A 21,007-nucleotide genomic window follows, 5' to 3' on the forward strand; every position below is an offset into this window, starting at 1 on the left:
ACTATGGCTGAATTTATAAGAATATATGAAGAAAATCCCAATCCGAAAGAGATTGATAAGGTGGTGGCTGTTCTAAAACGCGGTGGCTTAATTATTTATCCAACCGATACCGTTTATGGTTTAGGTTGTGATATTACTAATTTAAAAGCTTTAGAGCGTGTTGCAAGAATTAAGCAAGTAAAGCTTGAAAAAGCTAATTTCTCATTTATTTGTCATGATTTAAGTCATTTAAGTGATTATGTAAAGCAAATAGATACGTCTACTTTTAAAATATTAAAACGCGCACTTCCTGGGCCTTATACATTTATTCTTCCAGGTTCTAAATCGTTGCCCAATCCGTTTAAAAAGAAAAAGACGGTAGGTATTCGTGTGCCATCAAATAATATAGCTTTGGAGATTGTGAAAAAGTTAGGGAACCCTATAATATCAACATCTATACGTGATGAAGATGAGGTTTTAGAATATACAACAGACCCAGAACTTATTCTTGAAAAATGGGATAACCTAGTCGATTTAGTTATTGATGGTGGTTATGGCGATAATGAAGCGTCTACCGTTATTGATTTGTCTGAAGAGGAGCCTATTATTGTTAGAGAAGGTAAGGGGAGTTTGGAGATTTTTTAAATTCCTGCGCAGGCAGGAATCTTAATAATTTTAATTTTTTTTGGGCGTTACCCCGAAAAAGGTGGCGGGCTTTTATTCGTTAGTTATTATTCTAAATTATTGAACTCATGAATGTAAATATTTCACTGCAATCCCTAACACGTTTGTTTTACTAGCTTGAAGTTGTTTTGTTTTTGAGAGTGTTCGTTTAACGGTTAGTATAAGAATAGTGCTGTTTTGTGTCCGAGGATTTTCCGAAGGAAAATCAGAGTGACCAAATGCGCTCTAACTTTTGATTTTGTATTAAAATACGTATTATTTTTATACAGTGTTAACAGTAGGCTTTATTCTATCTTTTTAAACCAAGGAACAAATTCTTCTAATTTACTTATCCGATTGTAATATTTATCTGAATAACCTAATATTCCCAATAAGGCTATTTCAATATACCATGTGCACAGTTGTAAAGCTTCATACTTAGCGATTAACGATATAGATCTTAGTTTTTTTCTTTTTTCTTCTTGGGAATGTACTATCGCATTTCGTATTTGAACAACAGCATCACATGCATCAAGTATTTGATTGTCACTATCCACAAATTCTTGTAAATTTTTGAACTCCTTAGGCACAGAATAATCAAGATTTAATTGAGATAAAAGTAATCTGATTTTATTTGATGCATTTAAATTTTCAGAGTCTTTGCCTAAAATTATTTTTTTATTTTCGATTACCCACCAATTGTACAATAATTCTAAAGCTGTTTGCGAAATAATAATGGCACCTTCTACAAAGCCTGAGTTTTTATTAGCCTCAACATACCAATGAACTACAGATGTTAAGAAATCTTTATTTTCTTTATCCTTCCAAAGATTACTGAAATTTACCCAGATATCTTCTATTCCAATAATTGAAAAATCTTGTGGCCATGAAGGATAATATTTAAATATGTCAACATGATGATAACTATAATTAGTCCAAATCGCTTTGTTCTCAAAATATCCAGTTGCAAATAAAGCACAAACTCTGGTACCATTTAGAAAAGTCATAAATGTATCTAGGCAATGAAAAACATCATTTAATTCTTCGAATGTTATTGTTTTTTTCTTACTCGTTATTTCTCCATTGTATAGAATGTGATAACCTCCGTTTTCTTTTAATTCGTCTCTTAGCGTTCCATAGGTTATTGATTTATCAATTAAAATATTGTATTTTTCATTTTCGAGTTTTATTCTATTTCTTCCGCTATATTTACTTTTTTGAGAAATCTTTTTTACTGAATCACCAAAAAAGTTTCTTAAGTTAGGTATACAAAAAGTGATTTTTTCTACTGAAATTGTTTTATCACCCAATACAGATTGGTGAGGTGAAATACCTTTAATTTTTAAGTCACCATTGTTACTTATAGTAGTATTCGTTATAAGTCCTTCTCCAAACTCAAGTTCATTGACTATTATAGTAAAAGATTCTGCTGAATCTATAATTTCCGTTATTTCAAGATTTTTTGACGTTAAAATTCCTGAGAAATAAACACTTGGACTAGGAAACCAACAAAAGTATATCCTACCTTCTACTTTAATATTAATATTATTATGCAAAAGAAGATATTCACCTTTATGAATATCAATCATTGAGTTAGCGTTTGCCATTTTAATTTCACTTTCAATGATGTTAGGCAGAGTATCGTATAATTTCAAATTTTAGTTAGTTTTCAATTTTAGTTCGGTTTTCAGCTTACTGCTAACGACTTGATATGAAATCGTTTTAATGTTTAATATCCAATGTTAAACGAAGTTAGCTGTTTTTTCTGATAAAGTAAAGTGATAAGTAGAATCGATATTATAAAATATTATAATAAAGTAACAACCTGGTTACTAAGCCCGCGTTAAGGATAGTAGCGGCATCCTCATGATTAAAAACACTTCTAACTTTGGAGTGGATTCCTGCCTGCGCAGGAATGACAAAAACGAAAGCTACAGCCTTTCGACTTCACTAAATATAAACTTCAAGCCTGATCTTTTCCTGAACTTAATTCAAGATAAAAGGGGAGCGCATAAATTTTATGCATAAAAAAAAGCCCAACTTTACAGTTGAGCTTTTAAGACTTTATATTGAAAATCTAACTAGTTTCCAGCTGAAAGATTTTTCATTTCTTTTTCAACCATATCGTAGAATTGGTCAATTTTAGGTAATACAACAATACGAGTACGTCTGTTTTTAGCTCTGTTCTCTGCAGTATCATTATCTACTAATGGTACGTAAGAACTACGACCAGCAGCAATTAATTGTCCTGGGTTAACATCTAAATCTTGTAATACTCTAATGATAGATGTAGAACGTTTAACACTTAAATCCCAGTTGTCTAATAAAATATCTCCTTTCTTGTAAGGTACGCTATCTGTGTGACCTTCAACCATACATTCGAAATCTGGTTTGCTGTTAACAACCTTAGCTACTTTAGCTAATATTTCTTTAGCTCTTGAAGTTACATTGTAGCTTCCGCTTTTAAATAATAATTTATCAGCAATAGAGATAAATACAACACCTTTTTCTACATTTATTTCGATATCTGGATCGTTGATACCTACTTCGCGTTTTAAGCTAGTAACTACAGCAAGTGTAATACTATCTTTTTTAGTTAAAGCATCTTGTAAACGTGTAATCTTTAACTCTTTTTCTTTAATGCTTTCTAATGTTTTTTCAACATTAGATGCACCTTTAGATGATAAAACTGTTAAGTTATCATTGTATTTTTTTAAATCGGATACTTGGCCTTCTAAAAGTGATACTTTAGCTGTAGCTGAAGCTCTGTCTTCTAAACACGAGTTTAATTTTACAGTTGCAGAATTAAGTAAATCTTGAGTTTCTTTTTGTTTTGCTTGAAGATCTGTGTAAAGCTTTTTTGATACACAAGAACTTAATAATATCATTGCAGATACGCTAAGTAATAAAACTTTTTTCATAATTATTATCGAATTAACTTTTAATGTTTAATGTAACAAAAATATACAAAAATTAGCCGTTTTTAACATTTTAACAAAACTTTTACTAACTATTTATAAACTTTTGTAATTGTCCTTTTTATTTAGGAAATAATCAAGGACTATAGAGGTTCTTTGGTAGTATTCTACTTTGTTTTTTGTAAGTTTTCTTTGCTTTAATAAATATTTTAGATGGCAATAGAAACTAGCATGTGCTTTTAGGATGGCTAATGTATGTTTAAATTTAAAGTTAATTAGATATTTTACGCCTGCAATACCATCTAAAATGAGTCTGACAAAAATTTTGGAAAATAAATTGCCTTTAGCATTTTTTGTAAGGGTATAAAGGCTATTTCTAAAGTTTAAGTATGTTTTTTTAGGGTTTGTATTATTCAAAGTAGCACCACCAACATGATGAACTGTAGATTGACCAGCATATTTTATAGAATAGTCAGAGTTTTTTGCTCGCCAGCAAAGGTCTATTTCTTCCATATGCGCAAAAAAACACTCGTCGAACCCATTTAATTCATGAAACACATGGCTTCTGATAAAAAGACACGCCCCAGATGCCCAAAATATTTCGCAGGTATCATTGTATTGGCCTAAATCTTTTTCAATAGTATCAAAAATTCTACCTCTGCAATATGGGTAACCGTATTTGTCAATAAATCCACCAGCAGCACCAGCATATTCAAAATAGGCTTTGTTTTTAAAATCTAATATTTTAGGTTGAATAATAGCTGTGTTTGCATCTCTTTTAAATGTCGCTTCAATGGGAGGCAACCAACCTTTAGTAACTTCTACATCGCTATTTAAAAGACAAAAAACATCTGCTTTTATGTATTTTAAAGCATCATTATACCCTTTGGCATAACCGCCATTTTCTTTATTCTGAATAATTTTTACAGCAGGAAAGGTTGTTTTCAAATAGGTGATAGAATCGTCGGTAGAGGCATTATCGGCAATATAAATATCAGCTTCTTCAGAAAACTCAATAACCGATGGTAAAAACTGTTCTAATAGTTTTTTTCCGTTCCAATTTAATATGACGATGGCAAATTGCATTATTTATAATCTGGAATATCTTTTAAAAACTGATACCGTTCATTTTCAAAATCCATTTGGCAATAATAATGATTTAATCCGTTAGTAACCATTAAATAGCTAGCATTTAGGGTTAAATTATATTGTGCAATTTGATCGAATGTGGTTTGGTCTACACTAATTTTAGTCGATTTACATTCTACAATAATATGAATGCTACCATCTGTATTAAAAACAACAATATCGTATCGTTTTTTTAATGCGTTAATAGTGAGTTCTTTCTCAACATTTATTAATGATTTTGGGTAACCTTTTTCTTTTATTAAATATAAAACACAGTGTTGTCGCACCCATTCCTCTGGTTGTAGAATCACAAACTTTTTACGAATAGGATCAAAAATAGAAACTTTATTTTCGCTATTTTTGAATCGAAATGAAAACTTAGGGAAGTTTAATGCTTGCATCAATGCACACTTATTTTTTTTCAAAGTTAAACTACAAAAACCAAAAACCAAACAGCAAGCTAAAAATGTTGGTATTTGGAATTTATAATTAGAAATTTTTATTGATTTGGACGAAGTAAAACAATTAGTTACTGATATAAAACAAGGAAAATTGAAGCCTATTTATTTTTTAATGGGTGAAGAACCTTATTATATTGATAAGATTTCAGATTATATTGAGGCTAGTGTTTTGTCGGAAGAGGAGCGTGGGTTTAACCAAATGGTGTTGTATGGACGCGATGTTACTATTGATGATATTGTAGAAAATGCAAAGCGTTATCCTATGATGGCAGAATATCAGGTTGTTATTGTTAAAGAAGCTCAAGATTTATCGCGTACTATTGAAAAACTGGTTTCTTATGCGCAAAACCCGCAACCTACAACGATTCTCGTTTTTAATTATAAATACAAGAAAATTGACAAACGTAAAAGTTTATATAAAACACTTAAAAAAACAGGTGTTGTTTATGAGAGTAAAAAACTTTACGAAAATCAGGTAGCCGATTGGATTCGTCGGGTTTTATCACCTAAAAGTTATACCATTTCGCCTAAAGCAGCACAAATGCTTGTAGAATTTTTAGGAACCGATTTAAGTAAGATTAATAATGAATTAGAAAAGCTTCAAATTGTTTTACCACAAGGTAGCCAAATTACACCAGAAGTTATTGAAGAAAACATAGGCATTAGCAAAGACTTTAATAATTTTGAATTACGTAAAGCTATTGGGGAGCGAAATACGATTAAAGCCTATCAAATTGTTAATTATTTTGCTAATAACCCCAAGGATAATCCAATGGTGGTAACCGTATCTTTATTGTTTAATTTCTTTTCGCAACTTCTTCATTTTCATGGGTTAAAGGATAAGTCGCCTAGAAATGTTGCTTCTGCATTAAAAGTGAATCCGTATTTTGTAAATGAATATATAACAGCTGCTAGAAATTTCCCGATGCGAAAGGTGAGTATGGTCGTTTCAACGCTCAGAGAATTTGACGTAAAAAGTAAAGGCGTAGGCTCTAATGCTGTTCCTCAGGGTGATTTGTTGAAAGAATTACTTGTTAGAATCCTTAGTTAACCTGTTGCATATTTTAAGTTATAACTTAAATTTCATGTCAGTTCTGCCCATTTTTAATAGAAAACCGTATCGAGAACAAGTTATTTGTCTCTTTATAAATATACAGATACAGTAAGTACAAGCATGGTGAATACTAAAAGTATAATAACCAAAGGCATTACAAACTTCAGCCATTTATCGTAGCCTACTTTTACAATAGCTAGTGATGCTAATATTAACCCTGTAGGATTTATAAAAGCAAATAAACCCATACCGTATTGATAGGCGTTAACAACAAATTCTCTACCAATACCTACACCATCGGCTAATGGAGACATAATAGGCATTGTTAACACAGCCATTCCAGAAGATGATGGAATAAAAAAGGACAAACCGCCATAAATATAAAGCATCACATTTATAAACAAACCTTTATTCATTCCGTTTGTAGCATTACTTGCATAGTAAAGCATCGTGTCGCTTATTTGTCCATTATCCATTAAAACGGTTATACCACGAGCAATTCCTATAATTATAGCTACACCTAATAAATCACTAGCACCTTTAATAAAAGTTTCAACAAAGGTATATTCATTTATTTTGGCTATAAACCCAATAATGATAGAACCCACTAAAAATACAGCTGTCATTTCTATAAACCACCAATCTAGCTGGGATACGCCATAAACCATTATTATAAAGCACATAATAAAGATGAAAAGTATAAGGCGTAAGCGTGAAGTTAATATAATTAATGAATTGGTATTGCTACCAAACATACGTTCTATATCGTTTTTTTGATCAAAAATAACAGATTTTGAAGGATCTTTTTTTACGCGTTGTGCATATCTAATTATGTAGATGATACAAATAAGTGTTCCCAGAATAAGCATAACAAACCGCCCTGTTAAACCTGTTGTCCAATTGATACCAGCAGCATCTGATGCTATAATAGCACTAAACGGATTTGTTGTGGAGCACATTGTGCCAATTGAAGACCCTATATAAATACTAGCTAAAGCTACCATGGCATCATATTTTGCAGCAAGAAATATAGGAATAAGAATGGGGTAGAAGGCTATAGTCTCTTCAGCTAATCCAAAAGTCGTTCCGCCAATGGCAATTAGTAATGTTACTAGAATAATTAGTAAATACTCTTTTCCTTTTAAAGCGGTGGCTAGCCATGAAATTCCAGCATCAAATGCGCCTGTGTAATTCATAATGCCAATAAGACCTCCAATAAATAACACTAAAAAAATAATATCTGCTCCTTCTATGATTCCTTTTATTGGTGATTGTATGAATGCGAATACTCCTTGTGGTGTGTTATCAACTTCTTTGTAAGTATTAGGGATGCTAATAGGTTTCCAAATATCACCATTGGTGAATTTTTCTAAAGGAATTTTAATGTTTAAACTATCTAAAGTATTTTGTGTAGCAACTAAAGTTGTTGATGTTCCTAAGCTAGTTTTGGTAAACGTATTTGCTTCTTTATTATAAGACAAGGAATCGAATTTTCCAGAAGGGATAATCCATGTTAAGATGGCGACTAACCCTGCGATTATAATTAATATAGTTTGAGCTGTTGGAAATTTTATTTTTTTCAATCGGAAAATATTTTATTAGGATTAAAGATAGTATTATTTTAGTTTGATTTTAATTTTTAAGAATGAATTTAGAGATCCACTCAAGTTGGAAGCATCGTTTACAAAACGAATTTGATAAACCTTATTTTAAAGATTTATTAAGTTTTGTTACAGATGAGTATCATAGCCATCAATGCTTTCCGCCTGAAAACGAAATATTTAATGCGTTTAATTTCTGTTCTTTTAATGATGTTAAAGTTGTTATTATAGGGCAAGATCCATATCATGATATTGGTCAAGCCAATGGACTTTGTTTTTCAGTAAGTGAGAATGTAAAGCATCCACCATCTTTAATTAATATTTTTAAAGAGATTGAAACAGATATAGGTAATCCGTATCCTGAAAGTGGCGATTTAACGCATTGGTCTAAACAAGGTGTCTTATTATTAAATGCTACATTAACTGTAAGAGCACATCAAGCAGGAAGTCATCAAAAAAAAGGCTGGGAGCAGTTTACAGATGCAATTATTAAAGTTGTTAGTGAGAAAAAGGAAAATATAGTATTCTTACTTTGGGGAGGTTTTGCTAAGAAAAAAGAAAAATTAATAGATAAAGACAAGCATTATATTTTAACTAGCGGACATCCTTCTCCATTAAGTGCAAATAGAGGGTATTGGTTTGGAAATAAGTGTTTTAGTAAAACTAATTTGATTCTAAAAAAAATAGATAAGAAATTGATATCTTGGTAATTGTACTTTTTATTTTATTCTCAAATATGCGTTAAAATAATAGGTAAGCAATTATAAAATATAAGTATTGCAGTCACATTCTAATCTATATATAATATGATAGATACATGATACAAAATCATGTATGCGTTTACTTTTTTATTGTGTTTTTTTGAATAAAATTAGCTACCAGTAGGGGCTAAATGATGTTCTTCTTCAAAATTTAATTGTGTTCTAAGTACAACAGGTTTTCTGTCAATTTTTACTCTTTTTTCTGTTTTGTTGCAACTAAACATTAGAAGTAAAAAATTAATTGCTACCAGAATTGAAATTGAAATAGTAATTGTTAATAGCATAGGTTTTGGGATTTGTGTCGGCAAATTACTTAAAAAAACGATTAAAAGCAATTTTTAAATCGAAAAAAAAACATATTACAACAAAAATACTAAAAAAAAGACTACAGAACAATAAGTAGTTGTACTTATTTAAATTTATGCTAAATGCTTAAACTAAGCTTACAGTTTTTGTGATTTTAATAAAATATTGTGAGTTTTTTTATTGAGTACATCTTTATGTATAGTAATTGAAATAGCTTTAAGTCTAAAATATGCCTTACTTATATAAATGAAACCTCCATTTCCTATTCTATCACTAGCTGATCCCCAAGAATTTTTCACTTTGTAATATAATTTTCCATATTGATCTTTTACAATACCTGTTATATGCATTAAATGGTCATCGGTAGTATTATAATTTTCAAACTCTTCTTGTCTGTATTTTTGGGTTATGTTATTTTCTTTAACTACATATGTTAAAGCTTTTTTATTATCGTCTATATTTTTAGGAATTACTGCCACTCCATATTTTTGAGAAAACGTTTTTTCAGATACATCTATATCTAATGCTATAGTGTAGCCTTTGTTTATAGCATTGTCAGTTATTTCAGTTAATTCATTTAAAGGGATGTTGTAATAGGCGCCATTTGAAAAATTATCAGGAATATTTAAAATAAATTTAGAATAAAAAGGAGTTTGAGTAAATGATGTTAAAGTGATATACTCATCTGGATTAAACTTTGTCATTTCTAAAAATGATTTTGGACTATACACATTACCATTATAATTGAAAGTATCAGGCGTTTTTCCTATATAAATATTTAAAATAGAATCTATTGATTGTTTCCAATTTGGGTATTTAGAATTTTTTCCATTTTTAATGTAGGCATCCAAAACCACTTTTAAGGCAGGAACTATTTTTGAGTGATTATATAAATTTTCATTATTTACAAAACCATTGTAAACACTTTCGGGAACTAATCCGTATTTTTTTATAGAGTTAGTAACATCATGAGCTAAACCACCTTCACTAAACTGAGTTTTTCCCTGTCTCATTATATAATTCCATGCTTTATCTTCATATGTTTTTCTAACATTAAACATTTCAGAAATATCAATATCTTGTTTTGAGTTTTTATAAATTTCAGATTCAATAAAAGAAGAAGTGGAAAAGCTCCAGCATGTACCAGTGTTTCCTTGGTTTTTAACTGGAGAAGTATTTAATTCTATTACCGGCGTGAATATATAAGGTTGCTCTGCGGCAATAGTTAATTTTTTGGTTGCAGTTTCTTGCGAGAAAGAAAAAAGTATCGTTAATAAAAATGCAAATAAAAAAGTATATTTTTTCATAATGTAGAACTTAAAAGAATATTGAATATTTATAGAAAAGCTAGCTTTTAAGGGCTTAAATTTTAAATTAAACATAGCTATTAATAAAATAAAATTTATTTTTGACTAAAATAAACAAAATGGACCAAGTAAACTGGGTAACAGTTAAAGAATATGAAGACATTACATATAAAAAATGTGATGGTGTTGCAAGAATAGCATTTAACAGACCTAATGTGCGTAATGCCTTTAGACCAAAAACAACAAGTGAGCTTTATGATGCATTTTATAATGCCAATGAAGATGTCAATATAGGTGTTGTTTTATTATCTGCTGAAGGACCTTCGACTAAAGATGGTGTGTATTCTTTTTGCAGTGGAGGAGACCAAAAGGCAAGAGGGAAACAAGGCTATGTTGGAGAAGATGGGTATCATCGATTGAATATTTTGGAAGTACAACGTTTAATACGTTTTATGCCGAAGGCAGTTATTGCTGTAGTACCCGGTTGGGCAGTAGGAGGCGGACATAGTTTACATGTAGTTTGCGATTTGACTTTAGCGAGTAAAGAACATGCTATTTTTAAACAAACAGATGCCGATGTTACTAGTTTTGATGGCGGCTACGGATCGGCATATTTAGCCAAAATGGTTGGACAAAAAAAGGCACGTGAAATATTTTTCTTAGGAAGAAATTATTCTGCACAGGAAGCATTTGATATGGGCATGGTTAATGCCGTTATTCCTCATGATGAATTAGAAAGTACAGCTTACCAATGGGCTCAAGAAATATTAGCAAAATCGCCAACCTCTATTAAGATGCTTAAATTCGCTATGAATTTAACCGATGATGGTATGGTAGGACAGCAAGTATTTGCTGGAGAAGCAACTCGATTAGCGTATATGACTGATGAAGCTGTTGAAGGTAGAAATGCTTTTCTAGAGAAGCGTAAACCTAATTTTGTAAAAAAATGGATTCCATAATGTAAAACATCTAAATACTAAATTTTGATACTCAATAAAATAATCAAAATAGATGTCTACATGTAATCAATTAAAAACAACAGATATAAACTAAATGAAAAATATTTTTCTTTGGATTTCAGCTATGCGCTTAAGAACATTGCCTTTGTCTATTTCAGGTATTATTCTTGCTTCTTGTTTTGCTGAGTATAATGGATTATTTAATTTAAAAGTTTGTGGCTTAGCTATTTTAACCACATTAAGTTTTCAAATACTATCTAACCTTGCAAATGATTATGGAGATGGTTTAAAGGGTACAGATAATGAAGATAGAATAGGGCCAAAGCGTGCCATTCAATCAGGTGCTATATCACCAGACGATATGTTTAATGCTATTAAAATAAATGTTTTAATCTGCATCGGATTATCCACTGCATTAATTTTTAGTGCTTTTGGTGTAAAACATTTGTTGTTAACGATTATATTTTTCCTGTTAGGAGCTTTTTCTGTTATTGCAGCCATTCGTTATACAGTTGGAAATAATGCGTATGGTTATAAAGCTTTAGGCGATGTTTTTGTTTTTATATTTTTCGGATTAGTAAGTATAATAGGTTGTTATGTCCTTTATGCTAAAAAAATAGATCATGTGGTTTTTTTACCAGCTATAACTGTTGGATTACTAAGTACAGCTGTATTAAACCTTAATAATATGAGAGATATAGCTTCAGATACTAAAGCAAATAAAATTACTTTGGTAGTAAAGTTAGGTAGCAAAAAAGCTAAATTGTATCATAAAACATTAATTATTTTAGCTATTGTGCTTTCTAGTTTATTTGGAATATTGTACTATACATCTCCTTATAATTTAATTTTTGTAATTGCTTATGTTCCTTTATTAATTCATTTAAAAACCGTGCATAGTAATACAGAGTCTAAGTTATTAGATCCTGAATTAAAGAAATTAGCACTAACAACAGTTTTATTAGCTGTTTTAATGGGTACTGGTCATTTATTATAGTTTTTTTGTATATTATATTTTAATCTTTTAATTTCCAATGTTATGAAAATTACTTTTTATGGTCATGCTAGTTTAGGCATTAAAATAGATGATGTTAATATTCTTGTAGATCCTTTTATTTCTGGAAACCCAAAAGCTTCAAACATTAATATAGATTCACTTGAAGCCGACTATATTTTAGTAACACATGCGCATCAAGATCATATTTTAGATGTTGAAGCAATTGCAAAACGAACGAATGCAGTTATTATTTCTAATTATGAAATTGTTACACATTATGGTAGTTTAGGGCTTGAAGGACACCCAATGAATCATGGAGGTACTTGGGATTTTGATTTCGGAACAGTTAAATATGTAAATGCTATTCACACATCATCTTTTCCTGATGGTACATATGGTGGACAACCAGGGGGCTTTGTTATTGAAGGTGAACATAAAAATATTTATATAGCAGGAGATACGGCTTTAACTTTTGACATGAAGCTGATTCCTATGCAAACAAAGCTAGATTTAGCTATTTTACCTATCGGCGATAATTTTACTATGGGAATTGATGATGCTATATTAGCTAGTGATTTTATTGAATGCGATAAAATTTTAGGTTACCATTACGATACTTTTGGATATATTGAAATAGACCATAAAGTCGCAAAAAGAAAATTCTTCGAAAAAAATAAAGATTTAATGCTTTTAGAAATAGGAGAATCTATAGAATTGTAAATGATAAAAGCTTACCATAAAAAATACATTCTCAATTTTAAACAAGCTAGCGGAACATCTCGTGGTGTTTTAAAAACAAAAGAAACGTGGTTTCTTCTTCTCGATTTTAATGGAAAAAAGGGTATAGGCGAATGTGGCTTGTTTAGAGGCTTGTCTGTTGATGATAGACCAGATTACGAAGAAAAGCTAAAATGGACTTGTCAAAATATTAATTTAGGCCTGGAGGTTTTATTAGGTGAATTAATGGAATTCCCAAGTATTCAATTTGGATTAGAAATGGCTTTTAAATCTTTAGAAAGTCAAAATCAATTTGAATTATTTCCTTCGAAATTTACAGATGGAGAAGATTCAATTCCTATCAATGGGCTTATTTGGATGGGTACTGAAGTTTTTATGAAACAACAAATTGTTGAAAAAATTGAAGCAGGTTTTACATGTATTAAAATGAAAATAGGTTCGATAGATTTTCAAACTGAAATTGATCTTATTAAATCGATTAGAAATGAATTCACCTCAAAAGATATTGAATTACGTGTAGATGCTAATGGTGCTTTTTTACCTTCTGAAGCTTTAGAAAAATTAAAAATATTATCTGAATTCGATTTGCATTCTATTGAACAGCCTATAAAACAAGGTCAAATAGAAGCTATGGCAAACTTATGCGAAAAAACACCTTTACCAATCGCTTTAGATGAAGAATTAATAGGCGTTTTTTTTGTAACTAATAAAGAATCATTATTACAAAACATAAGACCACAATATATTATTTTAAAACCCAGTTTAATTGGTGGTTTTAAAGGAAGTAATGAGTGGATAGACATAGCCGAAAAAAATAAAATAGGCTGGTGGATTACAAGTGCTTTAGAAAGTAATGTGGGGCTTAATGCCATTGCACAATATACTTATATAAAACAGCATGATGTACCACAAGGACTTGGTACTGGGAGCTTATTTACTAATAATTTTAAAAGCCCTTTGCAAGTAAAAAAAGGTACATTGCAATACAATAAAAAAAGTGATTGGAAATTTAATTTATAAAGTATGTATATAGCTCAGGCATTTAAAGGCTTGCACGAATGGTGGCGTTATTTAATTGGTTTAGTCATTATATTTTTTTCTTGGCAACTTATTGGAATGATTCCTTTAGGGGTTGGTATAGCTATTAAAGTTATTGGTACTGGTATGGTACCAACTACTATTCCACAAATGAGTGACATTTTGGGGAGTAATTTATTTTTATTTTTAATGTTACTTTCTTTTGCTTTCGGACTGCTTGGTGTGTTTCTGTCTTCAAAAGTAATTCACAAACAATCTATAACAAGTTTAACAACTTCAAGAAAAAAGATAGATTGGAAGCGGTTTTGGTTCATGTTTATAACATGGGGTATTATATCAAGTAGCTTTGTGTTAATTGAATATTATTTGAGTCCAGATAATTATCAAGTAAACTTTAATTTGCAGCCATTTTTAATACTTTGTGTTATAGCGATTGTTTTAATACCATTACAAACAAGTTTTGAAGAATATTTTTTCAGAGGGTATTTAATGCAAGGAATTGGATCTGTATTTAGAAATAAATGGGCGCCTCTTTTAATTACTTCAGTAGGCTTTGGTTTAATGCATATCATGAATCCTGAAGTTGAAAAGTTAGGCTCTGTTATTATGATTTATTATATAGGTACAGGGTTGTTTTTAGGAATCATGACTTTAATGGATGAGGGTTTAGAGCTTTCACTGGGATTTCATGCGGCAAACAATTTATTTACAGCACTTTTAGTAACAGCAGATTGGACGGCGTTTCAAACTCATTCTATTTTAAAAGATATGTCTGATCCATCAGAAATGGGGATTTCTGAAATTTTTGTTCCCGTTTTTGTTATTTTTCCAATTTTACTATTTATTCTTTCCAAAATATATAAATGGAGCAATTGGAAGGATAAATTATTCGGAAAAGTAGTTGAACCATCAAAAGAAAACTATAAATTTATTGACGAAATAGGGAGCGATTTCCAGTAATAAATTATATTTATGATACCAAATTACACTAATGTACATTTAAAATTTAAGCTAGATAATTTAAGTTATAAATATGAAGACCTTATAGAGGTTGCTTATAGTTATGTAAAAGAGGGATTGCCTTATCAACAAGAATTAGGTAATTTTTTGCTCGATTGGCTAGATAATCATGAATATGTAGTAGTAAAAACTTCAGGGTCTACAGGAAAACCTAAAAAAATAAAAATCAAAAAACAAGCTATGGTAAATTCAGCTATAGCTACGGGCGATTTTTTTAAATTAAAACCAGGAGATAAAGTATTGCACTGTTTGCCATCAAATTTTATTGCTGGTAAAATGATGATTGTTAGAGCCATTGTTTTAGGCCTAGAATTAGATATGGTGCAACCATTAGCGCTTCCTCCAATCGATTATGAAAAGGATTATGCTTTTTGTGCGTTCACGCCCATGCAACTTAAAAACTTTGCTAAATATTTGAAGAGTATTAAAACGGTTATTGTTGGAGGCGGACAAGTATCTGAGGCCATTATAGAATCTATAAAAGACAAAAAACCTCATATTTATGAAACTTACGGAATGACCGAAACCGTATCTCATATCGCAGTAAAAAAGTTGAATAATTTTGATGATTCTGAGTTTGAATATAATTCAAGTTTTAACACATTGCCAGATGTTACGATTTCAACCGATGAAAGAGGTTGTTTAGTCATTAATGCGCCATATCTTTCTGACGAAAAAATCGTTACTAATGATTTAGTGAAAATTTATTCTGATACTAGTTTTGAATGGTTAGGACGCTATGATAATGTTATCAATTCTGGAGGTATTAAATTATATCCAGAACAAATAGAAAGAAAACTTAGGAGTAAAATAAAAGAACAGTTTTTTATCACATCAATACCTGATGACACATTAGGGAACAAGTTGATACTAGTTTTAGAGAGTAAATCAAATAATTTAGATACTTCAATATTTGATGACTTAGAAAAATATGAAAAACCAAAAGAAGTATTGGTTATTGATAAATTTATCGAAACTTCTTCAAGAAAGATTCATAGAAAAAAAACGTTGAAAGCTATAAATTTTTAAATAAAATTGTAACGCCGTATCCTTTTTCAATACAAATAGAGAAAAGTATTTATGAATTTCATTAAACGTGTATTATCAACCGTTACAGGAATCTTTTTGTTTCTAATTATCTGTTGTTTAGGGTTAATTGTTTTAGGAGTCTTATTTGGTTCAAATTCAGAAGATCTTGTTCAAGTTAAGAATAATTCTGTTTTAGAATTAAAGTTAGATTTTTCAATAAAAGATTATGCAGGTAAAACGGTTTTCGAAGCGTATCCGTTTTTAAATCATGATGAAAAAAATGGTCTTTTTAATATTATTGATGCTATAAATTACGCAGCTGTAGATGATAAAATTAAAGGCATTTCAATAGATAATAATTTTATTGATGCGGGTATTTCTCAAACAAAAGCATTAAGAAAAGCTTTGATGAATTTTAAAGAATCTGGTAAGTTTATTGTGGCTTACGCCGATATTTATACCCAAAAGGATTACTATTTAAGTTCGGTTGCCGATACTGTTTTTATGAATCCTGCCGGTATGATGGAATTCAAAGGCTTGTCTTCAGAGCAGTTATACTTTAAAAATTTTCAGGAAAAAACCGGATTAAAAATGGAAGTGGTGCGCTTCGGAAAGTATAAAAGTGCCGTTGAGCCTTTCCTTGAAAACGAAATGAGTGAAGCCAACAGGGAGCAGGTAGAAGTGTTTTTGAATTCTATCTGGTCTGAAATTAAATCTGAAATTTCAGAAAGTAGAGGGATTTCAACAGAACAATTAAATATCATTGCCGATAGTTTGTTGGCGCGTAACGCAACGTTGGCTCAGCAAGCCAAATTAATAGATAAGATAGCTTACCATGATGAATATCTTGCAGGCTTGAAAAAGGCGACGGGTACAGAGCCTTCCAAAAAGCAGGAAATGGTATCGATTTTTGATTATGCTGAGTATGCTGCTACAAATATGTTAACGGATTACAGCAAAAATAAAATAGCCGTGATTTATGCTGAAGGAGAAATTATTTACGGAGAAGGCGATGAAGGTGCTGTTGGTCAAGGTGTCATGACAAAATCGCTTCAGGAAGCCAGAAATAACGATAAAATTAAAGCTGTCGTATTACGTATAAATTCACCTGGAGGAAGCGCTTTAGCGAGCGAGTTAATTTGGCGTGAAATAGAATTGACAAAAAAGATAAAGCCAGTTATTGTATCTATGGGTAATGTGGCAGCATCTGGTGGATATTATATAGCTTGTAATGCCGACAAAATTGTTGCTGAACCAACAACCATTACCGGAAGTATTGGTGTGTTTGGAATGTTACCAAACGGAAATGCTTTAGCCACTAATATGGGTATTAACGCTGAGCAGGTATCTACTAATAAAAATTCGGTGACTTACAGTTTCTTTGAACCTTTAAATGATGCGCAACATGATTTTATTAAAGAAGAAATTATAAGTATTTACGAATTGTTTACAGGTCGTGTTGCTGAAGGTCGTGGTATGGAGCAAGATGCCGTTAAGGAAATTGCTCAGGGTCGTGTTTGGACAGGATCAGACGCCTTAAAAATTGGATTGGTAGATGAGTTGGGTGGATTGGATTTAGCGCTTAAATATGCAGCTGAAGCGGCAGGAATTTCTGAATATAATATTAAAGAGTTTCCAATATATAAGAGAGATTTAGACAAAATTTTAAGACAATTTGGATTAGCTGAAGCTAAAGAAGATATTATGAAAGATGAGTTAGGTGAAGAGGCATATAACTTGTTAAAGCAAGTAAAAACTACGACACAACGTAAGGGTATTCAGTTATTATTACCTTATAATGTAGATATTAAATAAGTGTTTTTATGACATCGAGAATAGATGAAGATAATTTCGACATAAAATTAAAAGAGCATTATAAACTTTATGTACTATTGAAAGATTAAATCATTTTCGAAAAGGAATTAAGAAGTAGGGGAGTCAGGTATTACTCAAATATTAACGAACAGCCATCAATTGATGGAGGGATTAGGTATTTTTTTCTTGATTCAGATATGAAAACCGTAGGCCTAGTGTTGATAGAAACAGGAATTGTTGCAACAACGGAATCTCTAATGATTACTGATTTTAGTTTTCAAAGGAATATCAGTAAAATGTTGATTTTAGTAATGGGTGTATTTTTTGGACTAATAATTCTTGTTGTAATAATTGGAAAAATAATAGGTTGAAAAAGATAAAAACATAATAAAAAAAAGAGCGACCATTTGGTCGCTCTTTTTTTATTGTTGCATTTTAAAGTAATAATCTAAAGAGTGTTTTCCCGAACCGTAGAACAGGAAAAATATACACACTACAAACGTAATAAGTGCAAGAATTAAATTTCCGGAATGCATTTCTCCAACAAAATTAATGAGTATAGCACCTATTAAAATAGGTAATTGTCCAATAATTGCCCAGCGGGTAAGTAAACCAAAAGCAATCAGCATGCCACCTATAAAATGAGCAGGTGCCACATAGTGTATGGTAACCATACCTCCAGCCCAGTTTTGCATAGGTTTAAAAAGTTCAACTAGCATCATACTGTCAGATATAAAACTAATGCCTTTAATAAATAGAAAGACTCCAAGGGCAACACGTAATATATCCAAAGGCAAATAAGTATGCGCGTTGGCCCACTTATTAAGTGTTTTTATTGTATCCATAATTAAAAGTTGTTTATTTTCAATCAATAAGATACAAAAAATAAAGCACAAAAGCCAATTATACTTGTATCACTCCAAGGTTAAAAGGTTTCTCAATAGGAGCGTGGTTAGCAGCTTCAATGCCCATACTTATCCACGTTCTGGTATCTAATGGGTCAATAATTGCATCAGTCCAAATTCTAGCAGCGGCGTAATACGGCGATACTTGATTATCGTATCTGTTTTTAATTTTATTATATAATTCAGCTTCTTTTTCAGGTGTAATTTCTTCACCATTTTTTAATAAAGAAGCTTTTTCAATTTGTAATAATACTTTAGCGGCAGAGTTTCCGCTCATAACAGCAAGTTCTGCACTTGGCCAAGCAACAATCAACCTTGGGTCGTATGCTTTTCCACACATAGCATAATTACCTGCTCCATAGCTATTTCCAATAATGATTGTAAATTTTGGCACTACCGAATTACTAACCGCATTCACCATTTTAGCGCCATCTTTAATAATGCCACCATGTTCGCTTTTACTGCCTACCATAAAGCCCGTTACATCTTGTAAAAACACTAACGGAATTTTCTTTTGGTTGCAATTGGCAATAAACCGAGTGGCTTTATCGGCGCTATCATTATAAATTACACCACCAAATTGCATTTCGCCTTTTTTTGTTTTTACGAGTTTACGTTGGTTAGCTACAATACCAACTGCCCAACCATCAATTCTAGCGTAACAGGTAATAATGGTTTGTCCGTAACCTGCTTTATATTCATCATATTCAGAGTTATCAACTAAACGTTTAATAATCTCATACATATCATATTGGTCTGCTCTAGACTTTGGAATAATGCCGTAAATATCTTGTGGGTTTTCTAAAGGTTTTTTAGCATCCGTTCTATTAAAACCGGCTTTATCGTAATCGCCTATTTTATCAATAATATTCTTAATAGTATCTAAAGCATCTTTATCATCTTTAGCTTTATAATCTGTAACTCCAGAAATCTCACAATGTGTAGTTGCGCCTCCTAAAGTTTCATTATCAATAGTTTCACCAATAGCAGCTTTTACTAGGTAACTCCCTGCTAAGAAAATACTTCCTGTTTTGTCAACAATTAAAGCTTCATCGCTCATAATAGGGAGGTAGGCACCTCCAGCAACACAGCTCCCCATAACAGCAGCTATTTGAGTAATTCCCATACTACTCATAATGGCGTTGTTTCTAAATATACGTCCGAAATGTTCTTTATCTGGGAAAATCTCATCTTGCAATGGTAAATACACGCCCGCAGAATCTACCAAGTAAATAATTGGGAGTTTATTTTCAATAGCGATTTCTTGAGCTCTTAAATTCTTTTTCCCAGTAATAGGAAACCATGCACCTGCTTTAACGGTGGCATCGTTTGCTACCACAATACATTGTTTCCCTTTTATATAGCCAATTTTTATAACCACACCACCCGAAGGGCAACCACCATGTTCTTTATACATATCGCCACCTGCAAAAGCAGCAACTTCTATAGATTTTGCTTTTGCATCTAACAGATAATCAATACGCTCCCTAGCGGTCATTTTTCCTTTACTATGTAACTTTTCAATACGGCTTTTTCCGCCACCTAAACTCACTTTTGCTAGTCTCTTATTAAGTTCAGAAATAAAAAGCTTATTATGATCTTCATTCTTATTGAAGTTGATGTCCATGTAATAATAGTTTGTGGCTAAAATACAAAAGTTTCAAATTAAACTTAATGCTAATGTTAATATTGTATTAAAATATATTCCTTAGAAATAGTTTCCTTGGAAACTAAAATTATTTATTGTATCTTTGATAAAGAATTAAGATATAAAATATAGTTATGAAAAAAATAATAGCCTTTGCGGGAAGTAATAGTAAGCAATCCATTAACAAACAGTTAGTAACCTACGCAGCAAGTCTGGTGGAAGGGGCTGATGTAAACGTATTGGATTTAAATGATTTCGAATTACCGTTATATGGAATAGATTATGAAAACGAACATGGTATTCCTGAAAACGCCTATAAATTTATAGAGTTTATTAAAAATTCGGATGGTATTCTATTGTCATTAGCTGAGCATAACGGTGCGTATACAACAGTATTTAAAAACTTGTTTGACTGGATGTCTAGAATTGAAGGTAAAACATTTTTCGATAAACCAATGTTGTTAATGGCGACGTCACCAGGAGGTCGAGGAGGTGCATCAGTGTTAGATTTAGCAAAGAGTAGATTTCCATGGCATGATGCAGACATTATAGAGATATTTTCTTTACCATTTTTTGATGACAACTTTTCTAATGGTAAAATAGTAAACAAAGATTTAGATGATCAATTGAAAAATGCTGTTCAACAATTTCAAACAAAGTTTGAGGTAGAAACGATTTAG

General features: G+C 31.2%; 20 protein-coding genes. 11 read left to right on the plus strand and 9 right to left on the minus strand.

The window, feature by feature from the left end:
- Positions 1-3: 3 nt before the first annotated feature.
- Positions 4-624: an L-threonylcarbamoyladenylate synthase gene (locus RHP49_14775; protein ID WNH12146.1), complete on the plus strand. Its 621-nt coding sequence runs from the start codon at positions 4-6 to the stop codon at positions 622-624.
- Positions 625-947: 323 nt separating this feature from the next.
- Here the strand turns inward: RHP49_14775 and RHP49_14780 are convergent, their stop codons facing one another.
- The 4 genes from RHP49_14780 to RHP49_14795 all read right to left on the minus strand — a co-directional run bounded on the left by RHP49_14780 (position 948) and on the right by RHP49_14795 (position 5,089).
- Positions 948-2,297, minus strand: a complete 1,350-nt coding sequence (locus RHP49_14780; GenBank protein WNH12147.1) for a hypothetical protein — start codon at positions 2,295-2,297, stop codon at positions 948-950.
- Between the two features lie 426 nt (positions 2,298-2,723).
- On the minus strand, positions 2,724-3,563 hold the full coding sequence (locus tag RHP49_14785; GenBank protein WNH12148.1) for an OmpA family protein: 840 nt from the start codon (positions 3,561-3,563) through the stop codon (positions 2,724-2,726).
- Between the two features lie 93 nt (positions 3,564-3,656).
- A complete protein-coding gene (locus RHP49_14790; protein WNH12149.1) occupies positions 3,657-4,646 on the minus strand; it encodes a glycosyltransferase family 2 protein in 990 nt (329 codons plus the stop codon).
- Positions 4,646-5,089 carry a type I restriction enzyme HsdR N-terminal domain-containing protein gene (locus RHP49_14795; protein ID WNH14435.1) on the minus strand — a complete coding sequence of 148 codons (444 nt, stop codon included), beginning with the start codon at positions 5,087-5,089 and terminating at the stop codon, positions 4,646-4,648. The genes RHP49_14790 and RHP49_14795 overlap by 1 nt, the downstream gene beginning before the upstream one ends.
- A gap of 106 nt (positions 5,090-5,195) precedes the next feature.
- On the opposite strand from RHP49_14795, the gene holA reads away from it, so the two are divergent.
- Positions 5,196-6,200 (plus strand): DNA polymerase III subunit delta, encoded by a 1,005-nt coding sequence (holA, locus tag RHP49_14800; protein ID WNH12150.1) that lies wholly within the window; start codon positions 5,196-5,198, stop codon positions 6,198-6,200.
- Positions 6,201-6,292: 92 nt separating this feature from the next.
- On the opposite strand, the gene RHP49_14805 is transcribed toward holA, so the two are convergent.
- Positions 6,293-7,786: a YfcC family protein gene (locus tag RHP49_14805; protein WNH12151.1), complete on the minus strand. Its 1,494-nt coding sequence runs from the start codon at positions 7,784-7,786 to the stop codon at positions 6,293-6,295.
- A 62-nt stretch (positions 7,787-7,848) separates the two neighbouring features.
- On the opposite strand from RHP49_14805, the gene RHP49_14810 reads away from it, so the two are divergent.
- Complete coding sequence (locus tag RHP49_14810; protein WNH12152.1) at positions 7,849-8,514, plus strand: uracil-DNA glycosylase; 666 nt, start codon at positions 7,849-7,851, stop codon at positions 8,512-8,514.
- A 161-nt stretch (positions 8,515-8,675) separates the two neighbouring features.
- Here the strand turns inward: RHP49_14810 and RHP49_14815 are convergent, their stop codons facing one another.
- Positions 8,676-8,849 carry a hypothetical protein gene (locus RHP49_14815; GenBank protein ID WNH12153.1) on the minus strand — a complete coding sequence of 58 codons (174 nt, stop codon included), beginning with the start codon at positions 8,847-8,849 and terminating at the stop codon, positions 8,676-8,678.
- A 159-nt stretch (positions 8,850-9,008) separates the two neighbouring features.
- Positions 9,009-10,178 carry a C1 family peptidase gene (locus RHP49_14820; GenBank protein ID WNH12154.1) on the minus strand — a complete coding sequence of 390 codons (1,170 nt, stop codon included), beginning with the start codon at positions 10,176-10,178 and terminating at the stop codon, positions 9,009-9,011.
- Between the two features lie 119 nt (positions 10,179-10,297).
- Between RHP49_14820 and RHP49_14825 the strand changes: the two genes are divergently transcribed.
- From RHP49_14825 to sppA, 7 genes are all read left to right on the plus strand, one after another.
- Positions 10,298-11,137: a 1,4-dihydroxy-2-naphthoyl-CoA synthase gene (locus RHP49_14825; protein ID WNH12155.1), complete on the plus strand. Its 840-nt coding sequence runs from the start codon at positions 10,298-10,300 to the stop codon at positions 11,135-11,137.
- A 94-nt stretch (positions 11,138-11,231) separates the two neighbouring features.
- Positions 11,232-12,134 (plus strand): 1,4-dihydroxy-2-naphthoate octaprenyltransferase, encoded by a 903-nt coding sequence (gene menA / locus RHP49_14830; GenBank protein ID WNH12156.1) that lies wholly within the window; start codon positions 11,232-11,234, stop codon positions 12,132-12,134.
- Positions 12,135-12,176: 42 nt separating this feature from the next.
- Positions 12,177-12,854, plus strand: coding sequence for a metal-dependent hydrolase (locus RHP49_14835; GenBank protein ID WNH12157.1), 678 nt, complete (start codon positions 12,177-12,179; stop codon positions 12,852-12,854).
- Entirely contained in the window at positions 12,855-13,892 is a 1,038-nt protein-coding gene (locus RHP49_14840) for an o-succinylbenzoate synthase (protein ID WNH12158.1), read from the plus strand.
- 3 nt (positions 13,893-13,895) lie between these two features.
- Positions 13,896-14,870: a CPBP family intramembrane glutamic endopeptidase gene (locus RHP49_14845; GenBank protein WNH12159.1), complete on the plus strand. Its 975-nt coding sequence runs from the start codon at positions 13,896-13,898 to the stop codon at positions 14,868-14,870.
- A 12-nt stretch (positions 14,871-14,882) separates the two neighbouring features.
- Positions 14,883-15,959, plus strand: coding sequence for an AMP-binding protein (locus RHP49_14850; GenBank protein ID WNH12160.1), 1,077 nt, complete (start codon positions 14,883-14,885; stop codon positions 15,957-15,959).
- A gap of 51 nt (positions 15,960-16,010) precedes the next feature.
- A complete protein-coding gene (gene sppA / locus RHP49_14855) occupies positions 16,011-17,774 on the plus strand; it encodes a signal peptide peptidase SppA (protein ID WNH12161.1) in 1,764 nt (587 codons plus the stop codon).
- Between the two features lie 422 nt (positions 17,775-18,196).
- Here sppA and RHP49_14860 read toward each other — a convergent pair whose 3' ends face one another.
- Positions 18,197-18,619 carry a DoxX family protein gene (locus RHP49_14860; protein ID WNH12162.1) on the minus strand — a complete coding sequence of 141 codons (423 nt, stop codon included), beginning with the start codon at positions 18,617-18,619 and terminating at the stop codon, positions 18,197-18,199.
- A 58-nt stretch (positions 18,620-18,677) separates the two neighbouring features.
- Positions 18,678-20,306 (minus strand): carboxyl transferase domain-containing protein, encoded by a 1,629-nt coding sequence (locus RHP49_14865; GenBank protein ID WNH12163.1) that lies wholly within the window; start codon positions 20,304-20,306, stop codon positions 18,678-18,680.
- A gap of 155 nt (positions 20,307-20,461) precedes the next feature.
- Between RHP49_14865 and RHP49_14870 the strand changes: the two genes are divergently transcribed.
- A complete protein-coding gene (locus RHP49_14870; GenBank protein WNH12164.1) occupies positions 20,462-21,007 on the plus strand; it encodes an NAD(P)H-dependent oxidoreductase in 546 nt (181 codons plus the stop codon).

It is taken from the genome of Flavobacteriaceae bacterium HL-DH10 (assembly GCA_031826515.1).
Classification (GTDB): Bacteria; Bacteroidota; Bacteroidia; order Flavobacteriales; family Flavobacteriaceae; genus Thalassobellus; species Thalassobellus suaedae.

What these genes read in the sequence shown, in the direction of transcription:
- RHP49_14775 (WNH12146.1), top strand. Translation starts at nt 4, where the DNA reads ATGGCTGAATTTATAAGAATATATGAAGAAAATCCCAATCCGAAAGAG.
- RHP49_14785 (WNH12148.1), bottom strand. Translation starts at nt 3,563, where the DNA reads ATGAAAAAAGTTTTATTACTTAGCGTATCTGCAATGATATTATTAAGT.
- RHP49_14790 (WNH12149.1), bottom strand. Translation starts at nt 4,646, where the DNA reads ATGCAATTTGCCATCGTCATATTAAATTGGAACGGAAAAAAACTATTA.
- RHP49_14795 (WNH14435.1), bottom strand. Translation starts at nt 5,089, where the DNA reads ATGCAAGCATTAAACTTCCCTAAGTTTTCATTTCGATTCAAAAATAGC.
- RHP49_14810 (WNH12152.1), top strand. Translation starts at nt 7,849, where the DNA reads ATGAATTTAGAGATCCACTCAAGTTGGAAGCATCGTTTACAAAACGAA.
- RHP49_14815 (WNH12153.1), bottom strand. Translation starts at nt 8,849, where the DNA reads ATGCTATTAACAATTACTATTTCAATTTCAATTCTGGTAGCAATTAAT.
- RHP49_14820 (WNH12154.1), bottom strand. Translation starts at nt 10,178, where the DNA reads ATGAAAAAATATACTTTTTTATTTGCATTTTTATTAACGATACTTTTT.
- RHP49_14825 (WNH12155.1), top strand. Translation starts at nt 10,298, where the DNA reads ATGGACCAAGTAAACTGGGTAACAGTTAAAGAATATGAAGACATTACA.
- menA (WNH12156.1), top strand. Translation starts at nt 11,232, where the DNA reads ATGAAAAATATTTTTCTTTGGATTTCAGCTATGCGCTTAAGAACATTG.
- RHP49_14835 (WNH12157.1), top strand. Translation starts at nt 12,177, where the DNA reads ATGAAAATTACTTTTTATGGTCATGCTAGTTTAGGCATTAAAATAGAT.
- RHP49_14840 (WNH12158.1), top strand. Translation starts at nt 12,855, where the DNA reads ATGATAAAAGCTTACCATAAAAAATACATTCTCAATTTTAAACAAGCT.
- RHP49_14845 (WNH12159.1), top strand. Translation starts at nt 13,896, where the DNA reads ATGTATATAGCTCAGGCATTTAAAGGCTTGCACGAATGGTGGCGTTAT.
- RHP49_14850 (WNH12160.1), top strand. Translation starts at nt 14,883, where the DNA reads ATGATACCAAATTACACTAATGTACATTTAAAATTTAAGCTAGATAAT.
- sppA (WNH12161.1), top strand. Translation starts at nt 16,011, where the DNA reads ATGAATTTCATTAAACGTGTATTATCAACCGTTACAGGAATCTTTTTG.
- RHP49_14860 (WNH12162.1), bottom strand. Translation starts at nt 18,619, where the DNA reads ATGGATACAATAAAAACACTTAATAAGTGGGCCAACGCGCATACTTAT.
- RHP49_14865 (WNH12163.1), bottom strand. Translation starts at nt 20,306, where the DNA reads ATGGACATCAACTTCAATAAGAATGAAGATCATAATAAGCTTTTTATT.
- RHP49_14870 (WNH12164.1), top strand. Translation starts at nt 20,462, where the DNA reads ATGAAAAAAATAATAGCCTTTGCGGGAAGTAATAGTAAGCAATCCATT.